Source organism: Pseudomonas sp. EA_35y_Pfl2_R5, assembly GCF_963970805.1.
Classification (GTDB): Bacteria; Pseudomonadota; Gammaproteobacteria; order Pseudomonadales; family Pseudomonadaceae; genus Aquipseudomonas.
The window spans coordinates 19,436-33,651 of the sequence record NZ_CAXAOW010000009.1 but is presented as its reverse complement, the minus strand read 5'-3'; the positions used below and the strand labels follow the sequence as shown (position 1 = coordinate 33,651).

At 62.9% G+C, this 14,216-nt stretch carries 18 protein-coding genes; 8 read left to right on the top strand and 10 right to left on the bottom strand.

Annotation, left to right across the window (positions count from 1 at the left end):
• Positions 1-22 precede the first annotated feature (22 nt).
• The 3 genes from AACX99_RS15460 to trxA all read left to right on the top strand — a co-directional run bounded on the left by AACX99_RS15460 (position 23) and on the right by trxA (position 2,063).
• Positions 23-466 (top strand): YbaY family lipoprotein, encoded by a 444-nt coding sequence (locus tag AACX99_RS15460; protein ID WP_339413320.1) that lies wholly within the window; start codon positions 23-25, stop codon positions 464-466.
• A complete protein-coding gene (locus AACX99_RS15455) occupies positions 463-1,119 on the top strand; it encodes a class I SAM-dependent methyltransferase (protein ID WP_339413132.1) in 657 nt (218 codons plus the stop codon). Before AACX99_RS15460 ends, AACX99_RS15455 begins: the two co-directional genes overlap by 4 nt.
• Before the next feature lie 71 nt (positions 1,120-1,190).
• Entirely contained in the window at positions 1,191-2,063 is an 873-nt protein-coding gene (gene trxA, locus AACX99_RS15450) for a thioredoxin (protein ID WP_339413131.1), read from the top strand.
• A 39-nt stretch (positions 2,064-2,102) separates the two neighbouring features.
• Here trxA and AACX99_RS15445 read toward each other — a convergent pair whose 3' ends face one another.
• Positions 2,103-2,441, bottom strand: coding sequence for a hypothetical protein (locus AACX99_RS15445; RefSeq protein ID WP_339413318.1), 339 nt, complete (start codon positions 2,439-2,441; stop codon positions 2,103-2,105).
• A gap of 126 nt (positions 2,442-2,567) precedes the next feature.
• Between AACX99_RS15445 and AACX99_RS15440 the strand changes: the two genes are divergently transcribed.
• The 4 genes from AACX99_RS15440 (at position 2,568) to AACX99_RS15425 (ending at position 5,821) form a co-directional block, all read left to right on the top strand.
• Complete coding sequence (locus tag AACX99_RS15440) at positions 2,568-3,164, top strand: DUF2796 domain-containing protein (protein ID WP_339413129.1); 597 nt, start codon at positions 2,568-2,570, stop codon at positions 3,162-3,164.
• 134 nt (positions 3,165-3,298) lie between these two features.
• Positions 3,299-4,009, top strand: coding sequence for an ABC transporter ATP-binding protein (locus tag AACX99_RS15435; RefSeq protein WP_339413128.1), 711 nt, complete (start codon positions 3,299-3,301; stop codon positions 4,007-4,009).
• Positions 4,010-4,011: 2 nt separating this feature from the next.
• Positions 4,012-5,277 (top strand): ABC transporter permease, encoded by a 1,266-nt coding sequence (locus tag AACX99_RS15430; RefSeq protein WP_339413127.1) that lies wholly within the window; start codon positions 4,012-4,014, stop codon positions 5,275-5,277.
• A gap of 10 nt (positions 5,278-5,287) precedes the next feature.
• Complete coding sequence (locus tag AACX99_RS15425) at positions 5,288-5,821, top strand: DUF3299 domain-containing protein (protein WP_339413126.1); 534 nt, start codon at positions 5,288-5,290, stop codon at positions 5,819-5,821.
• Between the two features lie 213 nt (positions 5,822-6,034).
• On the opposite strand, the gene AACX99_RS15420 is transcribed toward AACX99_RS15425, so the two are convergent.
• From AACX99_RS15420 to AACX99_RS15395, 6 genes are read right to left on the bottom strand one after another with little or no spacing between them, the layout of a single operon-like run.
• The gene (locus AACX99_RS15420; RefSeq protein WP_339413125.1) at positions 6,035-7,132 is read right to left on the bottom strand and encodes a tetratricopeptide repeat protein; all 1,098 of its coding nucleotides are present in this window, start codon (positions 7,130-7,132) and stop codon (positions 6,035-6,037) included.
• Position 7,133: 1 nt separating this feature from the next.
• Positions 7,134-7,817, bottom strand: a complete 684-nt coding sequence (locus tag AACX99_RS15415) for an energy transducer TonB (RefSeq protein WP_339413124.1) — start codon at positions 7,815-7,817, stop codon at positions 7,134-7,136.
• Positions 7,817-8,227: an ExbD/TolR family protein gene (locus tag AACX99_RS15410; protein ID WP_090255761.1), complete on the bottom strand. Its 411-nt coding sequence runs from the start codon at positions 8,225-8,227 to the stop codon at positions 7,817-7,819. The genes AACX99_RS15415 and AACX99_RS15410 overlap by 1 nt, the downstream gene beginning before the upstream one ends.
• Before the next feature lie 10 nt (positions 8,228-8,237).
• Positions 8,238-8,786 (bottom strand): MotA/TolQ/ExbB proton channel family protein, encoded by a 549-nt coding sequence (locus AACX99_RS15405; protein WP_339413122.1) that lies wholly within the window; start codon positions 8,784-8,786, stop codon positions 8,238-8,240.
• Entirely contained in the window at positions 8,779-10,125 is a 1,347-nt protein-coding gene (locus AACX99_RS15400) for a MotA/TolQ/ExbB proton channel family protein (RefSeq protein WP_339413121.1), read from the bottom strand. Before AACX99_RS15400 ends, AACX99_RS15405 begins: the two co-directional genes overlap by 8 nt.
• A complete protein-coding gene (locus tag AACX99_RS15395) occupies positions 10,122-10,892 on the bottom strand; it encodes a DUF3450 domain-containing protein (protein WP_339413120.1) in 771 nt (256 codons plus the stop codon). Before AACX99_RS15395 ends, AACX99_RS15400 begins: the two co-directional genes overlap by 4 nt.
• Before the next feature lie 248 nt (positions 10,893-11,140).
• On the opposite strand from AACX99_RS15395, the gene AACX99_RS15390 reads away from it, so the two are divergent.
• Entirely contained in the window at positions 11,141-11,827 is a 687-nt protein-coding gene (locus tag AACX99_RS15390; RefSeq protein WP_339413119.1) for an OmpW/AlkL family protein, read from the top strand.
• A 58-nt stretch (positions 11,828-11,885) separates the two neighbouring features.
• Here AACX99_RS15390 and AACX99_RS15385 read toward each other — a convergent pair whose 3' ends face one another.
• From AACX99_RS15385 to AACX99_RS15375, 3 genes are read right to left on the bottom strand one after another with little or no spacing between them, the layout of a single operon-like run.
• Positions 11,886-12,821, bottom strand: coding sequence for an NAD-dependent epimerase/dehydratase family protein (locus tag AACX99_RS15385; RefSeq protein ID WP_339413117.1), 936 nt, complete (start codon positions 12,819-12,821; stop codon positions 11,886-11,888).
• A complete protein-coding gene (locus AACX99_RS15380) occupies positions 12,814-13,698 on the bottom strand; it encodes a sugar nucleotide-binding protein (RefSeq protein ID WP_339413116.1) in 885 nt (294 codons plus the stop codon). The genes AACX99_RS15385 and AACX99_RS15380 overlap by 8 nt, the downstream gene beginning before the upstream one ends.
• A 22-nt stretch (positions 13,699-13,720) precedes the next feature.
• Positions 13,721-14,215, bottom strand: a complete 495-nt coding sequence (locus tag AACX99_RS15375; protein WP_275962031.1) for a single-stranded DNA-binding protein — start codon at positions 14,213-14,215, stop codon at positions 13,721-13,723.
• Between the last annotated feature and the right edge of the window lies 1 nt (position 14,216).

The window sequence follows — 14,216 nt, the reverse complement described above, 5'->3', positions numbered from 1 at the left end:
GATACCCACGATGAAAGCCACTATGCCGTTACAACCGCTGATTTTACTGAGCCTGATCGCTCTGCTGACCGCCTGCGCCAGCGACAGCCCGCCGCTCGCCAAACCCATTCCGCCCGCATCGATTCAAGCCCCAGCCGAAGCAGCGCCACTGCCGGCCTATCAGCGTGAGCTGAGCGGCAGCCTGTTGAATGTGCCCAATGAGGCGGATGTCGAGCTGGCCCTGCTGGCGGTCGACGAGCGCGGCCGGCCGCAGGCGCTGCTGGGCAATATCCAGCTGCGCGGCACCGGCAACCCGCTGGCGTTTCGCCTGCCATTCAACCCGGAAACCTTCAACAAGCATTTGCGCATCGAACTGCATGGCCGTGCCAACCAAGCCGGCCGGCTGATTCTGCGCCTGCCCGAGCAACCGATTGCCCGTGGCGAAACCCAGGCTCTCGGCGAGCTGCGTCTGGTGCCGGCGCCATGACAGCTCCGGCTGAGCTGCAGGCCGCGCTCAGCGAGCTGCTGGGTGACGCCCAGCTCAGCGCGCAGACCCTGCCCGGCACCGCGATCAAGCTATGGCTGATCGACCCAGCCAACATGGACCGCTGCTTCAGCCCGGAAGAAACCCGCCTGATCCTTGAAGATCCTCCCTATTGGAGCTTCTGCTGGGCCAGCGGCCTGGTGCTGGCGCGCTGGCTGGCCGAGCACCCCGAGTGGGTGCGCGGCAAGCGCGTGCTGGACTTCGGTGCGGGCTCCGGCGTCGCAGCGATTGCTGCAGCCAAAGCCGGCGCGCTAGAAGTGGTGGCCTGCGATCTTGATCCATTGGCGATAGCCTCCTGCCAGGCCAACGCCGAGTTAAACGATATAGAGCTGAGTTATTCCACAGACTTTTTCGCCGAGACGGATCGCTTCGACCTGATCATCGTCGCCGACGTGCTCTACGACCGCGCCAATCTGCCACTGCTTGACCAATTCCTCAGCCGCGGACGTGAAGCGCTGGTGGCAGATTCGCGGGTGCGCGACTTTCAGCATCCGCTGTATCAGCGTCTAGGTGTACTGGAAGCCTGTACCTGGCCGGATCTGGCTGAGCCGGCGGAGTTTCGCCATGTCAGCCTGTACCACGCCGAACGCAGTTAGCCGCCCTTGTATCCGCCAGACCAAGGCCGCATTTATAGTCCATCCCATTTTTCGCACCGCCGAGACCGACCATGAGCGACTCCCCTTACATCTTTGATATCGCAGGCAGCGCCAGCTTCGAACAGCTGGTGATCGAGAATTCTTTCCAGAAGCCGGTGCTGGTGGATTTCTGGGCCGAGTGGTGCGCACCGTGCAAGGCGCTGATGCCGCTGCTGGCGAAGATCACCGAGGAATACAACGGCGAGCTGCTGCTAGCCAAGGTCAATTGCGATATCGAGCAGGACATCGTCGCTCGCTTCGGCATTCGCAGCCTGCCCACCGTGGTGCTGTTCAAGAATGGCCAGCCAGTCGACGGTTTTGCCGGTGCCCAGCCCGAGTCGGCGATTCGCGAAATGCTCAAGCCGCATGTGGCCGAGCCGGCACCGGCAGCCGCCGACCCAATGGAAGCGGCGCAGGCACTATTCAGTGAAGGCCGCTTTGCCGATGCTGAAGCCGTGCTCAAGGTGCTGCTGACAGAAAACAATGAACACGCTGCCGCGCTGATTCTCTATGCGCGCTGCCTGGCCGAACGTGGCGAGCTGGGCGAAGCCGAAGCAGTGCTGGGCGCGGTAAAAGGCGATGAACATAAACAGGCCCTGGCGGGTGCCCGCGCGCAGCTAACCTTTCTACGCCAGGCAGCCGAACTGCCAGATGTTGCCAGCCTGAAGACCCGCCTGGCGCAGAACGCCGAAGACGATGAAGCGAGCTACCAGCTGGCTATCCAGCAACTGGCGCGCCAGCACTACGAGCCGGCGCTCGACGCCCTGCTCAAGTTGTTTATCCGCAACCGCAGCTACGCCGATGGCCTGCCGCACAAGACCCTGCTGCAAGTCTTCGACCTGCTCGGCAATGACCACCCGCTGGTCACCGCCTACCGGCGCAAGCTGTACCAAGCGATTTACTGATTGCCACAACCGTCGATGGGTAATCCCCATCGACGCGGTTTAGCCAATCCAGTGATAGATCGGCGCATCGACGCCGGTTTCCATGCGTACCTGCGCGCAATGGCGCAGGCGTACCAGCAGGCGCTTGCCCGCCGCCTCCCCGCCCGCCAGCCCGGCCAGTTGCCCGAGCAATTGCGGCCCTTCGATCTGCCCGGCCTGGCGCAACAGCTCGAGGGTGGTTTGCCACAAGGCATCGTTAGCCACAGGCGCGGCAGCTGCGACCGGCGCCGGTACCCCCTCAAGGGGAATGTGCTGGGCTAGCTGCGCCCAATCCTGCGCATCCAGCTCAACCGTCAGGTCCACCGGCCAGGCGCCGATCTGCCCACGAATTCGCACCATCATTCTGCCCTCAACTAATCAGCCGTCATGCTCCCACGTCCGCAGCATGTCGCCAAGGAAGACTGGTCATACACACCATAAAGTTGTTATAACGTAACAAGTAATTATTTCCGACCGGAGACCGCCATGCGCCGCCTGCTACTTGCCCTACCTTTCGCCCTATTGCCCTTTGCTGCCATTGCTGCTGAACACAGCCATGAACACGACCACGAGCATGATCACGCCGAGCACGGCAGCCTGGATGCCCACGAGCATGGCGCGGCGCAGCTCAATGTGGTGCTCGACGGCAAGATGCTGGAGCTGCAACTGGACAGCCCGGCGATGAACATAGTGGGCTTCGAACATGCCGCCAAGAGCGCCGCCGACAAGGCCAAGGTTGCTGCTGCACGCAGCCAGCTGGAACAACCGCAGGCGCTGTTCGGCCTGAGCGCGGGCGATTGCCAGATCAGCAAGCAGGAGCTGGAAAGCCCGCTATTCGCTGAGCATAAGCACGAAGAGCATGAACATGAAGAACACCACGAGCACGCCAAAGACAGCGGGCACAGCGATGTCCATGCGCACTACAGCCTCGACTGTCAGAAGCCTGAAGACTTGAAACAGCTTGATCTGGGCGAACTGTTCAAGCGCTTCCCCGCCACCGAGAAAATTCAGGTACAACTGATCGCCCCGAACGGCCAGCAGGGCCTGGAGCTGACGCCCGCGCAGCCGACCCTGAGTTTCTGATTTACCGATTTAACGTAGGGTGGATCGGGGCGCGCAGCCGACGCTTCACCCATCCACCATTGCAATTTTGTGGGGGATGAAAAGAGCGTCAGCTACGCGCCCCGATCCATCCTACGCGCCAAACGAGTTCTCCCATGAGTCCAGCCCTGATCCACCTGTCCAACCTCGGCTTTGCCTGGCCCGGCCAACCCGAGCTGCTGGATATCGATAGTTTCACCCTGCAGCGCGGCGAAAGCCTATTTCTCAAAGGCCCCAGCGGCAGCGGCAAGACCACCCTGCTCGGCCTGCTTGGCGGCGTACAGAAGCCCAACCGTGGCAGCATCCAGCTGCTCGACCAAGACCTGAGCACACTATCCGCCGGCGCCCGCGACCGCTTCCGCGTCGATCACACCGGCTATATCTTCCAGCAGTTCAACCTACTGCCGTTTCTCTCGGTTCGCGAAAACGTCGAACTGCCCTGCCACTTCTCCAAACTGCGCGCCAGCCGCGCGGTACAGCGCCATGGCAGCGTGGATAACGCCGCCGCCGCCCTACTCGCCCACCTGGGACTGAATGAGGCCAGCCTGCTTGAGCGCCGCGCCGGAGACTTGTCGATCGGCCAGCAACAACGCGTCGCCGCCGCCCGCGCACTGATCGGCCAGCCGGAGCTGGTAATCGCCGACGAGCCCACCTCGGCACTGGATGCCGACGCCCGCGAAGCCTTCCTCGAACTGCTGTTCGCCGAATGCCGCGAGGCCGGTTCCAGCCTGCTATTTGTCAGCCACGACCAGAGCCTGGCGCGCTTATTCGACCGCAGCCTGTCGCTCGCCGAGCTGAACAAAGCTACTCGCCTCGCGGAGATTTAACGATGTATCTACTGCGTCTCGCCCTGGCCAGCCTGGGCAACCGCCGCTTTACCGCTCTGCTCACCGTATTCGCCATCGCACTCTCTGTGTGCTTGTTGCTCGCGGTCGAACGGGTGCGCACCGAGGCCCGCGCCAGCTTTGCCAACACCATCAGCGGCACCGACCTGATCGTCGGCGCACGGTCCGGCAGCGTGAACCTGCTGCTGTATTCGGTGTTCCGCATCGGCAACGCGACCAACAATATCCGCTGGGACAGCTTCGAGCAGTTTGCCGAGCATCGTCAGGTCAAATGGGCGATTCCGATCTCGTTGGGCGACTCACACCGCGGCTACCGGGTGATGGGCACCAACCCGGCGTACTTCGAACACTACCGCTATGCCCGCAGCCAGCCGTTGCAACTCAACGGCGGGCGCGCCTTTGCCGATGACCCGTTCGAGGTGGTGCTCGGCGCGGAAGTGGCTCAAGCGCTCAATTACCAGCTCGACCAGGAACTGGTACTAGCCCATGGCGTGGCCACCATCAGCCTGGTCAAACATGATGACAAGCCATTTAAAGTAGTCGGCATCCTCGCCCGTACCGGCACCCCGGTGGACCGCACCCTGCATATCTCGCTTGCCGGCATGGAAGCCCTGCATGTTGACTGGCAAAACGGCATGCCGGCACGCGGCGCGGCTAAGGTCAGCGCCGAACAAGCGCGGGCCATGGACCTACAGCCCAAGCAGATCACGGCCGTCTTGCTCGGTTTGAAAAGCAAGATCGCCACTTTCAGCTTGCAACGCGAGATTAACGAGTTTCGCGGCGAGCCGCTGCTGGCGATCCTGCCCGGTGTGGCCTTGCAGGAGCTGTGGAGCCTGATGGGCACCGCCGAGAAAGCGCTTTTCGTGGTCTCACTGTTCGTCGTGCTGACCGGGCTTATCGGTATGCTTACGGCGATTCTCACCAGCCTCAACGAGCGCCGCCGGGAGATGGCGATTCTGCGTTCGGTCGGCGCCCGGCCTTGGCATATCGCCAGCCTGCTGATCGTCGAGGCCTTTGCCCTGGCCTTGGCCGGCGTGCTGCTCGGCCTGCTGTTGCTGTACCTGGGCATCGCCGGGGCGCAGGGCTATGTGCAGGCGAATTACGGCCTGTACCTGCCACTGAATCTGCCGACCCGCTATGAGTGGACGCTGCTCGGCGCTATCCTGAGCGCCGCCCTGTTGATGGGCTGTGTACCGGCCTGGCGTGCGTATCGCCAATCCCTGGCCGATGGCTTATCGATCCGCTTATGAGGCTTTCTGCATGCACCGCTCCCTGCTCGCCACTCTGCTGTTCACCCTGGCCCTGCCGCTGGCGGCTGCCGAGGTGCGCGAGCTGACTTGGTCGGAAATGGTCCCCGCTGATGCACCGCCGCAAGTCACTGAACCTGCGCCAATCCATGACCTGTCGCAGCTGGCAGACGCCCTGGCCGGCTCACAGGATGAAGCAGGCCCAGCGGCCATGCAGCAATCGCCGGCCGCCCCAGTGGTGCAGGCACTGGATGGCCAAGCGGTAAAACTGCCGGGCTATATCGTGCCGCTGGATGTCACCGATGAAGGCCGGGTGACTGAATTCCTGTTAGTGCCGTACTTCGGCGCGTGCATCCACGTGCCGCCACCGCCGTCGAATCAGATCGTCCACGTCACCAGCGAGCTGGGTGTGCTGCTGGATGCGCTGTATCAGCCGTTCTGGATTGAGGGCCCGCTCAAGGTCGAACAGACCAGCAGCGAGCTTGCCGAAGCCGGTTATCAGATGGAGGCGGAAAAGATCTATGCCTATGAGCTGCCAGATAGCTAAGAACCTATCCACGACCTGCTGCGCGTCGGCCCTGCTGCGTTAAAAACAGGTTCGGAATGCTCATGTACAACTCGTACACTCCGCTTCCTCACCTGTTTTTGCCTTGCATGGCTCTAGCTCGCGAGATCGTGGACAGATTCTAGGCAGCCCCGGAGACAAAAAAGCCAGACCGAGGTCTGGCTTTTTTATTGGGCGCTACAAACCAGCCATCGACTAGCCGGCGCTGGCCACGTGTTTTTCCCGCTGGTAGCTCAACTCGCTTTCCGCCCACTGGCGCCAGGCGCGCACTTTGCTGCGCTCGGCACCGGCACGTTCGGCGTTGGCCAGGGCGTCGAGCCCGGCCTGCCAGCGCGCCTGTTCCAGCTCCAGCTGGGCCAGGTGCAGCCAGTGCTTGGCACTGCCCGAGCGCTGCGCCAGTTCGCGAAAGATCTGCGCCGACTTGCTGCGTTCACGCGCCTGCCACCAGAGCAGCCCCAGACGCTCCTCACGGGCCGTGGTGCGCGACAAGAGGCCCTGATCGAGCATCCCGGCGAGCAGCTTGGCGCCCTGCCAAGGTTGATCGGCAGCCCCGGCCAGCAGCACCAGGTTGTCCAGTTCGCTTTCATTGAAGCGCAGACCCTTCTGGTACGCCGCGCGCAAGGTCGCCAGCGACTTGTCGTGATTGCCGCTCAACTGCTGCAGGGCTGCCAGCTGACGCCAGCCTTGGGTGTTATTCGGCTGGCGCGCCAGCAGTTGCCGCTGCCAGCGCTCGGCAGCTGGGTAGCGTTTAGCGTCCGCATTTATTGCCACGAGAAACTGCAGCCAGCTATCGGCGGCCTGCGGATTGGCCTGCACATAACGCTCGGCCAACGGCAGCGCCTTGGCCGGCTGACCGAGGCCCTGATAGGCCTGCACCAGCATCTGCAGTACTTCTTCATTGGCGCTGGCCTGATCTGGCGCGAGCAGGGTCACGACGCTGGCGTAGCGGCGCTCGACCAGGTTCAGGCGGGCCAGGTTCAGCTCTTCGGCGGCTTGCAGCTCGGCATCCAGCTTGCCGCTTTTCAGTACCTTTTCCAGCAGTTCGATAGCCTGGGCATTCTGCCCTTCGGCCCAGGCCAGATAACCCCGACTGCGCCACAGCAGCACTTCTTCCAGGCTGCCAGGAGCACCGCTGGCGGCATCCAGAGCGCGGCGCGCGGCCGCGTAGTCGCCTTTCTTCTGTGCGGTCTGCGCCGTATCCAGCGCGCGAAACACGCCCGGATCAACACTCTGCCCAGCCGCCTGCGCGGCACCAGCGCTACACAGCGCGATCAGCAACAGTAGACGATACATATCAACGACCTCCTTCCAGACGGAAGTACAGGGTTTTCACCGCTTCGCGGGCGACCGCCAGACCGCCCTCGGTGCGCGGCGCAAAACGCCAGCGCACTGCAGCGCGGCGGGCTTCGCGTTCAAATACGTTCTGCGGGCTGGCCTCGATAACGCGCAGGTTTTCTACGGCACCTGCGCGGTTGATGGTGAATGCAAGTTTCACGTGGCCCTCGATGCCGCGCTGCAAGGCGTAGCGCGGGTAGTCCGGGCTGACATCGTTGAGCGGCATCACTTCACTTTCCGGGCCGCCGGGCTGACCACCGGCATCGCTCGGGGCCGGTGCGCTTGGCGCCGAAGCGCCCGCAGCCAGACCAGTCAAACTCGGCGTCGGCGCGCTATTCACGGCAATCCCCGTGCTCAGGCTCGGCACCGGCAGGTCCAGGGCCGGCAGGTTGGCGCTCGGGGTGGCCGTCATCGGCGTCGGAGGTGTCGGGGTTTGCGGCGTTTGTGCTTGCGGAGGTTGCGGTGCCTGCTGGCGGGTGCGCGTCGCGGTGTCGCTGGAGTCGCCGTCGAGACGGACGAAATTGGCCACCGTCAGCGGTTCCTCACTCGGTTTGCTGCTGGGCGGCGCGACCATGTAAAGCATCAGGCCGAACAGCGCCAGCGCCATCACACAGGCCGCGACAAAGGACAGTGTCAAACGCATCAAAGCGCTCCCGCCGTAGCGGCCAGAGCCACGTCATGCACACCGGCCAGGCGCGCCTGATCCATCACCTGCACCACCAGGCCGGTACGCGCGTCCTGATCCGCCTGAACCACCACGGCGCCGTCCGGCTGGTCGACGCGCATGCGCTCGACATGGGCACGCACGCTGCGCACGTCGACGACTTTCTTGTCCATCCACACCTGCCCATCGGCAGTGATAGCGATAAGGATATTGCCTTTGTCCTGCGGGCTGGCGGTTTCCGCCTGGGGCCGCTGCACTTCGACGCCGGCTTCCTTGATAAAGGAGCTGGTGACGATAAAGAAGATCAGCATGATAAAGACCACGTCGAGCATCGGCGTCAGGTCGATGCCGGTGTCTTCGTCTTGCTGGTGGTGACGGCGCATTCTCATGTGTTGAGTCTCAGTCGTGACGCAGCTGGTCAGCCAGCCGCTCTAGGGCCCGGCGGGCGTCGCGTTCGAGGCGCGCCAGGCTGAACAATCCACTAATCGCCAATACCATGCCGGCCATGGTCGGCAGAGTCGCCTGCCAGACCCCAGCGGCCATTCCGCGCGGGTTACCGGTGCCGTTGATGGCCAATACGTCAAACACCGCGACCATGCCACTGACCGTGCCGAGCAAGCCCAGCAGCGGGTACATCGCCACCAGGGTCTTGCTCAGGCGCAGCGGGCCAAGCAGGTGTTGCTGCGCCTGGGCCAGCCAGGCGCTGCGCACCGCGCGCTGCCAGTTACCGGTGTCGTCACTCAGCACCTGCTGCCAGGCCTGACGGCGCTCGGTGACCCACTCTGGGAACACCCGGCGCATATACCAGAAGCGCTCGAACACCAGGGTCCAGAACACCACGCACAGCCCGGCCAACGCCCACATCACCACGCCACCGGCGCTCATGAAGTCGAGCAAGGCATGGCCGCTGTCGACCAGGCGCAACCATAGCGCCAGCCAATCAGTCACGGCGCGGCGCCCCGGATAGGTGCAAGGCAATCAGCCCGGCGCTTTGCTGCTCGAGCAGCTGAATCAGCCCTTTGCTGCGGCTAGCCAGCAGGGTGTGCAGGAATAGCAGTGGAATCGCCACCACCAGGCCCAGCACCGTCGTCACCAGCGCTTGCGAGATACCGTCGGCCATCAGTCGCGAATCGCCGCCACCGCCCTGGGTAATCGCCTGGAAGGTGACGATCATCCCGGTTACGGTGCCGAGCAGACCGAGCAGCGGCGCCACGGCGCTGAGCAGCTTGAGCAGGCCCTGGCCTTTTTCCAGCGGCGGGGTTTCCTGCAGGATCGCCTCGTCGAGTTTCAGCTCTAGGGTTTCCAGATCCGCCAGCTGCGGTTTCGGCCCCAGCACACCAATGATCCGACCCAGCGGGTTGTCGGCACGCGGCGCACTCAGGTCATGCATCTGCGCACTGACGCCACGGCCTACGCGGGTCAGGTAGACCATGCGCCAAACAGCCAAAAGCAGACCGAACGCACCGAGCAGCAGAATCACCCAGCCGACCAGGCCACCCTGCTGTACGCGATCCCACAAGCCAGGCTCGCGCTGCAACTGCGCCAGCAAGGTGCCGCGGCTTGGGTCAACCGGCAGACTGGCGACGGCCTCGCTGCTGTCCAGATAATCTGCGACCTGGCCCAGCCCGGAAGGCTGACGCGGCGGCGCCAGCAGCTCGCCTGCATCGGCGTCGTAACGCAGGAAGGCATCCGCGCCATAGGCGGAGAACGCACCGACACGCAGCACATTCTGCGACTCACGTGTGCCGTCGGCAGCCACTACCGGCAATTGCAGTTGCTCAACCCGGCCGCTGGCGGTCAGGTCTTCAAGCAGCAGCATCCAGTAACCATCGAGGTCGGCGGCAGACGGCAGCGTGCGGCTTTCGGCCAGCGCCTTGAGGCGCACCAGGCGTTCGGGGTATTGGGCGTTGAGCAGGCTGTCCTGCCACTGACCGGCGACATCGCCGGCGCTCTGGCGGACCACGCCAAACAATTCGCCTAGGTGACCGGCACGTTGGCTAAGGAGTTTTTCCTGCTCGGCCAACTCGGCTTCCTGGCGGTCAAACTCAGCCTTCAGTCGTTCAGCTTCGGCCTTTTGCGTGGCAAGGGCGCTGCGCGCAGTGGCCAGCAGTTGGGCACGCTCGCCACGTTCGGCAATAAAGGCCTGCTCGCGGCTTTGCATGGCGCTGACTTCAGCCTCACGCTCACTGCGAATACGTTGCAGCAGTTGATCCGGGCTCAGCGGTTCGGCCGCGCCAGCCAGGGCGGGCAGCAGGGCCAGGGTAAAGGCGAGAACACGACGATTCATGGCTTGGCCTCCAGCGCCAGGGTCTTCACGGGCAGGTCAAGCACGGCCGGGGCCTGTTCCTGGCGGGCAATCGCAATCGCCTGGCGCAACGGACGACGGGCGCTGCCGTCGAGGATCTGCCAGCTGCGCGTTTGCGGGTTCCACCAGCCGCTTTCGTGACCATCAAGGGTCTGGAAATACAGCATCACCCGGCCCAGGCGAAGAAATTCAACACTGCGAGAAGTGCCGTCACTCGGCAGCTCACCGCGCCAGGCTTCCAGGGTGCGGCCGTAGTCGCTCTCCACCTGATAGGCCTCAAGAATGCGTCGGTACTTCTCGGCCAGGCTGACATCCGCACGCGGCAGCAAGTCCTGCAGCTGGGCCAGACGATCACCGCGCTCATCCGGCAGGAACGGCAAATCGGCGGCGATAAATTCACCCAGCACCTCGACCATGCGGCGCATCAGTGGCGTTACCGCCTCCTGGGTGCGCTCGATGCCATCGAGCTGCTGCTGATAGCCGGTCAGCTCTTTGCGCTGCGCCGCCACCAGTTCGCGTAACTGAGCGTTATAACCTTGCAAAGCTTCGGCCTGCTGCAAGGCGTTACGGTACTCGGTGAGCATTTCCCGGCTGGCGTCATCGAGCTGTTCGACGCGCGCCTGGGAGGCCTTGGCATCGGCGGCCAGTTGCTGACTTTCATCCAGCGCGGCATCCAGTGGGGTCGCTGCGAGCGGCGCACTGGCCAGAACCAGAGCGGCTGCCAGCAGGCGCTTCGGCAGAGGGATCATGGGGCATTCCTTGAACTGATTGGGCGCATAAAGAGAACTATTATCAACTGCATTACATCTTACAAGCAACCTGTGGCCTTGATGTTCGCAGTCGCCCGAAAGAAAAAGAAACAATATAACATTATACCGCACGAACCGACCCAATACTTAGCTAGCTACTTTTATTGAGCTGGATCAACAGACCCTTCGCGCAAGCGCCCTAACATCGCACTCAGCCATTACGAACCGATGCTTTATGGGAGCACATCATGCGTACTTCACTGTTTACCGCCTCACTGTTGGCCCTGGCTATTGCCGCGCCACTGGCACATGCACACCAGGCTGGCGACATCATCGTGCGTGCTGGGGCGATCACCGTTGACCCGCAGGAAAGCAGCAGCGACATCTGGGTTGGCGCACTCGGCACCGATGTGGCCGGCACCCAGGCGACCCTGGACAGCGATACCCAACTGGGCCTGAACTTCGCTTATATGCTGACCAACAACATCGGCATCGAGCTGCTGGCCGCCACCCCGTTCAGCCATGACGTCGGCGTCAAAGGCATGCCCGGCGGCTTTGCCGGCCTGAACGGCAAACTCGGCGAGCTCAAGCACCTGCCGCCGACCCTGAGCGTGGTGTATTACCCGCTGGACGCCAGCTCGGCCTTCCAACCTTATGTCGGCGCAGGCATCAACTACACTTGGTTCTTCGACACCAAGCTGAGCAGCGACGCGGAAGACAAAGGCTTTAGCGGCCTGGACATGAAGGACTCCTGGGGCCTGGCGGCGCAGGTCGGCATGGACTACATGCTGACTGACAACATCATGCTCAACGCCCAGGTGCGCTATATCGACATCGAAACCACCGGCACTACCCACATCCTGGGTGACAAGGTCAAAGTCGATGTGGACGTAGACCCATTCGTCTATATGGTCGGCCTGGGTTACAAGTTCTAAGCACCCAGCAATAAAAAACCGGCCTAAATGGCCGGTTTTCTTGTCGTCTAGAGAACACTCAAGACTGCGCCAGCAAGCGCCGCAAGCCTTCGCGCACCGGCGTTGCCGCCGGCAGCTGATAATGCGCCTGCAAACGCTGGTTATCCGCCCGCGAATGGCGAATATCGCCGGTACGCGCAGCCTGGTAATTGACCGCAGGCAGACCACCACACAGCTCACCAATCTGCGCCAGCAGTTGATTCAGGCTGACAGCCTGGTTCCAGCCCACATTCACCGCACCATCTACGACCTGCGGCGCAGTCAGCGCTTGGGTCAGTAGCGCGAGCAGATCCTCGATATAGAAGAAATCGCGGGTCTGCTCACCATCGCCGAATACGCTGATCGGCAAGCCCTGCTGGACGCGCTGGGTGAAGATACTGATCACCCCGGAGTACGGCGAGGACGGGTCCTGACGCGGCCCAAAAATATTGAAGAAACGGAAGATCGCAGGCTCCAGGCCATGCTGACGGCGATAGAAATCCAGGTAGTGCTCACTGGCCAGCTTGTCCGCCGCATAGGGCGTCAGCGGCGCCTTGGTCGTGTCCTCGTCAATCGCTAGACCTTCGCCGTTATTGCCATACACCGCTGCACTGGAGGCGAACAGCACACGCTTGACACCATGCAAACGCATCGCCTCGCACACATTCAGGGTGCCGACGAAGTTGCTCTGATGGGTAGCCACTGGATCATCCACCGAGGCCTGCACCGAGGCCACTGCCGCCAGGTGCGCCACAGCCGCGCAACCGGCAACCGCCTGCGCCACCACGGCCGAGTCGGCCACATCGCCCTGGATAAACTGCAACTGCGGATTATCCAGCGGCAAATTGGCCAACTTGCCCATCGACAGGTTGTCCAGCACGCGCACGCTATAGCCCTGCGCCAACAGCGCATCGACCAGGTGCGAGCCGATAAAGCCGGCACCGCCGGTAACCAGAACAGGGCGAGAATCAGACATGGCGGTAATAACGATCCAGTAGGCTCGGCAGCCCCGAGCGCCAGGCACGCGGCTTGATGCCGAAGGTGTGCAGAATTTTCTTGCAGGACAGCACCGCATGCTGCGGCTCTTCAGCGGCATCCGGGCGCGCACTGTGCGCCTGCGGGCTTACTTCATCGACCAGGTTGCTGCGAAAATTGCGCGCTTCGCTGAGCACGGCCTGCCCTAGCGCCAGCGAGGTGGCCGCCTCATGCCCGCCGTAGTGGTAGGTGCCCCACAGCGGCGTCTGACAATCCAGCTGTTTGAGTACGGCGAGAATCACCCGCGCAGCATCATCGACCGGAGTCGGATTGCCGCGCCGATCATCGGCCAGCAGCAGCGGCTCATCATGCGCGGCGCGGGTAAGAAAGCGCCCGAGCAAACCATTGGCGCTGTCGTCCAGCAACCAGCCGAAACGCAGCAACACATGCCGCGGGCAGATCGAGCGCACACGCTGCTCGAAGCGCCAGAGCGCCTGCCCCCGCACACCCAGCGGCACTGGCTCTTCTTTCTCGCTGTAGGCAGTTACCCGCGAGCCATCAAAGACCCGATAACTGGAGGGTTGCAACAAGCGAATTTGGTGATGCTGGCAGAGCTCGGCCAGGCGTTCGACGGAGCGCTCCTGAGCAGCAAAATGCGCCTCGCTGACCACTTCGGCCTGGAACCAGTCGAAGTAGTAAGCAAGGTTGACCAGGGCATCGGGACGGGTGTCGTCGAGCAACTGGGTCAGGCTGGCAGGATCCCAGCCTGATTCCGGCGGCCTTGGTGCGAGAAAACCAATGTCTTCCTCGGCGCCGAGACGGATCAGAGCCTGCCCCAGCGCATTACCGCCGCCCAGCAGCATCAGCCGCATACGCATGATCGAGCGCTAACTCAGCTGATCAGAACGGGATATCGTCATCAAAACTGTCGAAATCCGCGGCTGGCTGAGGCGCCTGCTGCGGAGCCGGACGTGGTGCCGACTGTTGTGGTTCACGCTGCGGCGCAGGGCGCTGCTGACGTGGCGCGGAGTCACCGCCACCGGCGTTGTCCGGACGACCGCCCAGCAACTGCATCGTGCCCTGCATGTCGACGATGATTTCGGTGGTGTAGCGCTTGACGCCGTCTTTTTCCCACTCGCGGGTTTGCAGCTTGCCTTCGATATACACCTGCGAACCTTTGCGCAGGTACTCGCCGGCAATCTCGGCAACCTTGCCGAACAGCGACACACGGTGCCACTCGGTTTTCTCGACCTTCTGACCGGTCTGCTTGTCGGTCCACTGCTCGCTGGTCGCCAGGCTCAGGTTGGTGACCGCGTTGCCGCTCGGCAGGTAGCGGGTTTCCGGGTCCTGTCCGCAGGTACCGACCAGAATGACTTTGTTAACCCCACGGGCCATA

Bases quoted from the DNA above. Each gene is read 5' to 3' on its own strand.
- AACX99_RS15440 (WP_339413129.1), top strand. From the start codon at position 2,568: ATGCGCCGCCTGCTACTTGCCCTACCTTTCGCCCTATTGCCCTTTGCT.
- AACX99_RS15420 (WP_339413125.1), bottom strand. From the start codon at position 7,132: ATGTATCGTCTACTGTTGCTGATCGCGCTGTGTAGCGCTGGTGCCGCG.
- AACX99_RS15375 (WP_275962031.1), bottom strand. From the start codon at position 14,215: ATGGCCCGTGGGGTTAACAAAGTCATTCTGGTCGGTACCTGCGGACAG.
- AACX99_RS15455 (WP_339413132.1), top strand. From the start codon at position 463: ATGACAGCTCCGGCTGAGCTGCAGGCCGCGCTCAGCGAGCTGCTGGGT.
- AACX99_RS15445 (WP_339413318.1), bottom strand. From the start codon at position 2,441: ATGGTGCGAATTCGTGGGCAGATCGGCGCCTGGCCGGTGGACCTGACG.
- AACX99_RS15390 (WP_339413119.1), top strand. From the start codon at position 11,141: ATGCGTACTTCACTGTTTACCGCCTCACTGTTGGCCCTGGCTATTGCC.
- AACX99_RS15385 (WP_339413117.1), bottom strand. From the start codon at position 12,821: ATGTCTGATTCTCGCCCTGTTCTGGTTACCGGCGGTGCCGGCTTTATC.
- AACX99_RS15410 (WP_090255761.1), bottom strand. From the start codon at position 8,227: ATGAGAATGCGCCGTCACCACCAGCAAGACGAAGACACCGGCATCGAC.
- trxA (WP_339413131.1), top strand. From the start codon at position 1,191: ATGAGCGACTCCCCTTACATCTTTGATATCGCAGGCAGCGCCAGCTTC.
- AACX99_RS15415 (WP_339413124.1), bottom strand. From the start codon at position 7,817: ATGCGTTTGACACTGTCCTTTGTCGCGGCCTGTGTGATGGCGCTGGCG.
- AACX99_RS15400 (WP_339413121.1), bottom strand. From the start codon at position 10,125: ATGAATCGTCGTGTTCTCGCCTTTACCCTGGCCCTGCTGCCCGCCCTG.
- AACX99_RS15460 (WP_339413320.1), top strand. From the start codon at position 23: ATGCCGTTACAACCGCTGATTTTACTGAGCCTGATCGCTCTGCTGACC.
- AACX99_RS15430 (WP_339413127.1), top strand. From the start codon at position 4,012: ATGTATCTACTGCGTCTCGCCCTGGCCAGCCTGGGCAACCGCCGCTTT.
- AACX99_RS15380 (WP_339413116.1), bottom strand. From the start codon at position 13,698: ATGCGTATGCGGCTGATGCTGCTGGGCGGCGGTAATGCGCTGGGGCAG.
- AACX99_RS15395 (WP_339413120.1), bottom strand. From the start codon at position 10,892: ATGATCCCTCTGCCGAAGCGCCTGCTGGCAGCCGCTCTGGTTCTGGCC.
- AACX99_RS15435 (WP_339413128.1), top strand. From the start codon at position 3,299: ATGAGTCCAGCCCTGATCCACCTGTCCAACCTCGGCTTTGCCTGGCCC.
- AACX99_RS15425 (WP_339413126.1), top strand. From the start codon at position 5,288: ATGCACCGCTCCCTGCTCGCCACTCTGCTGTTCACCCTGGCCCTGCCG.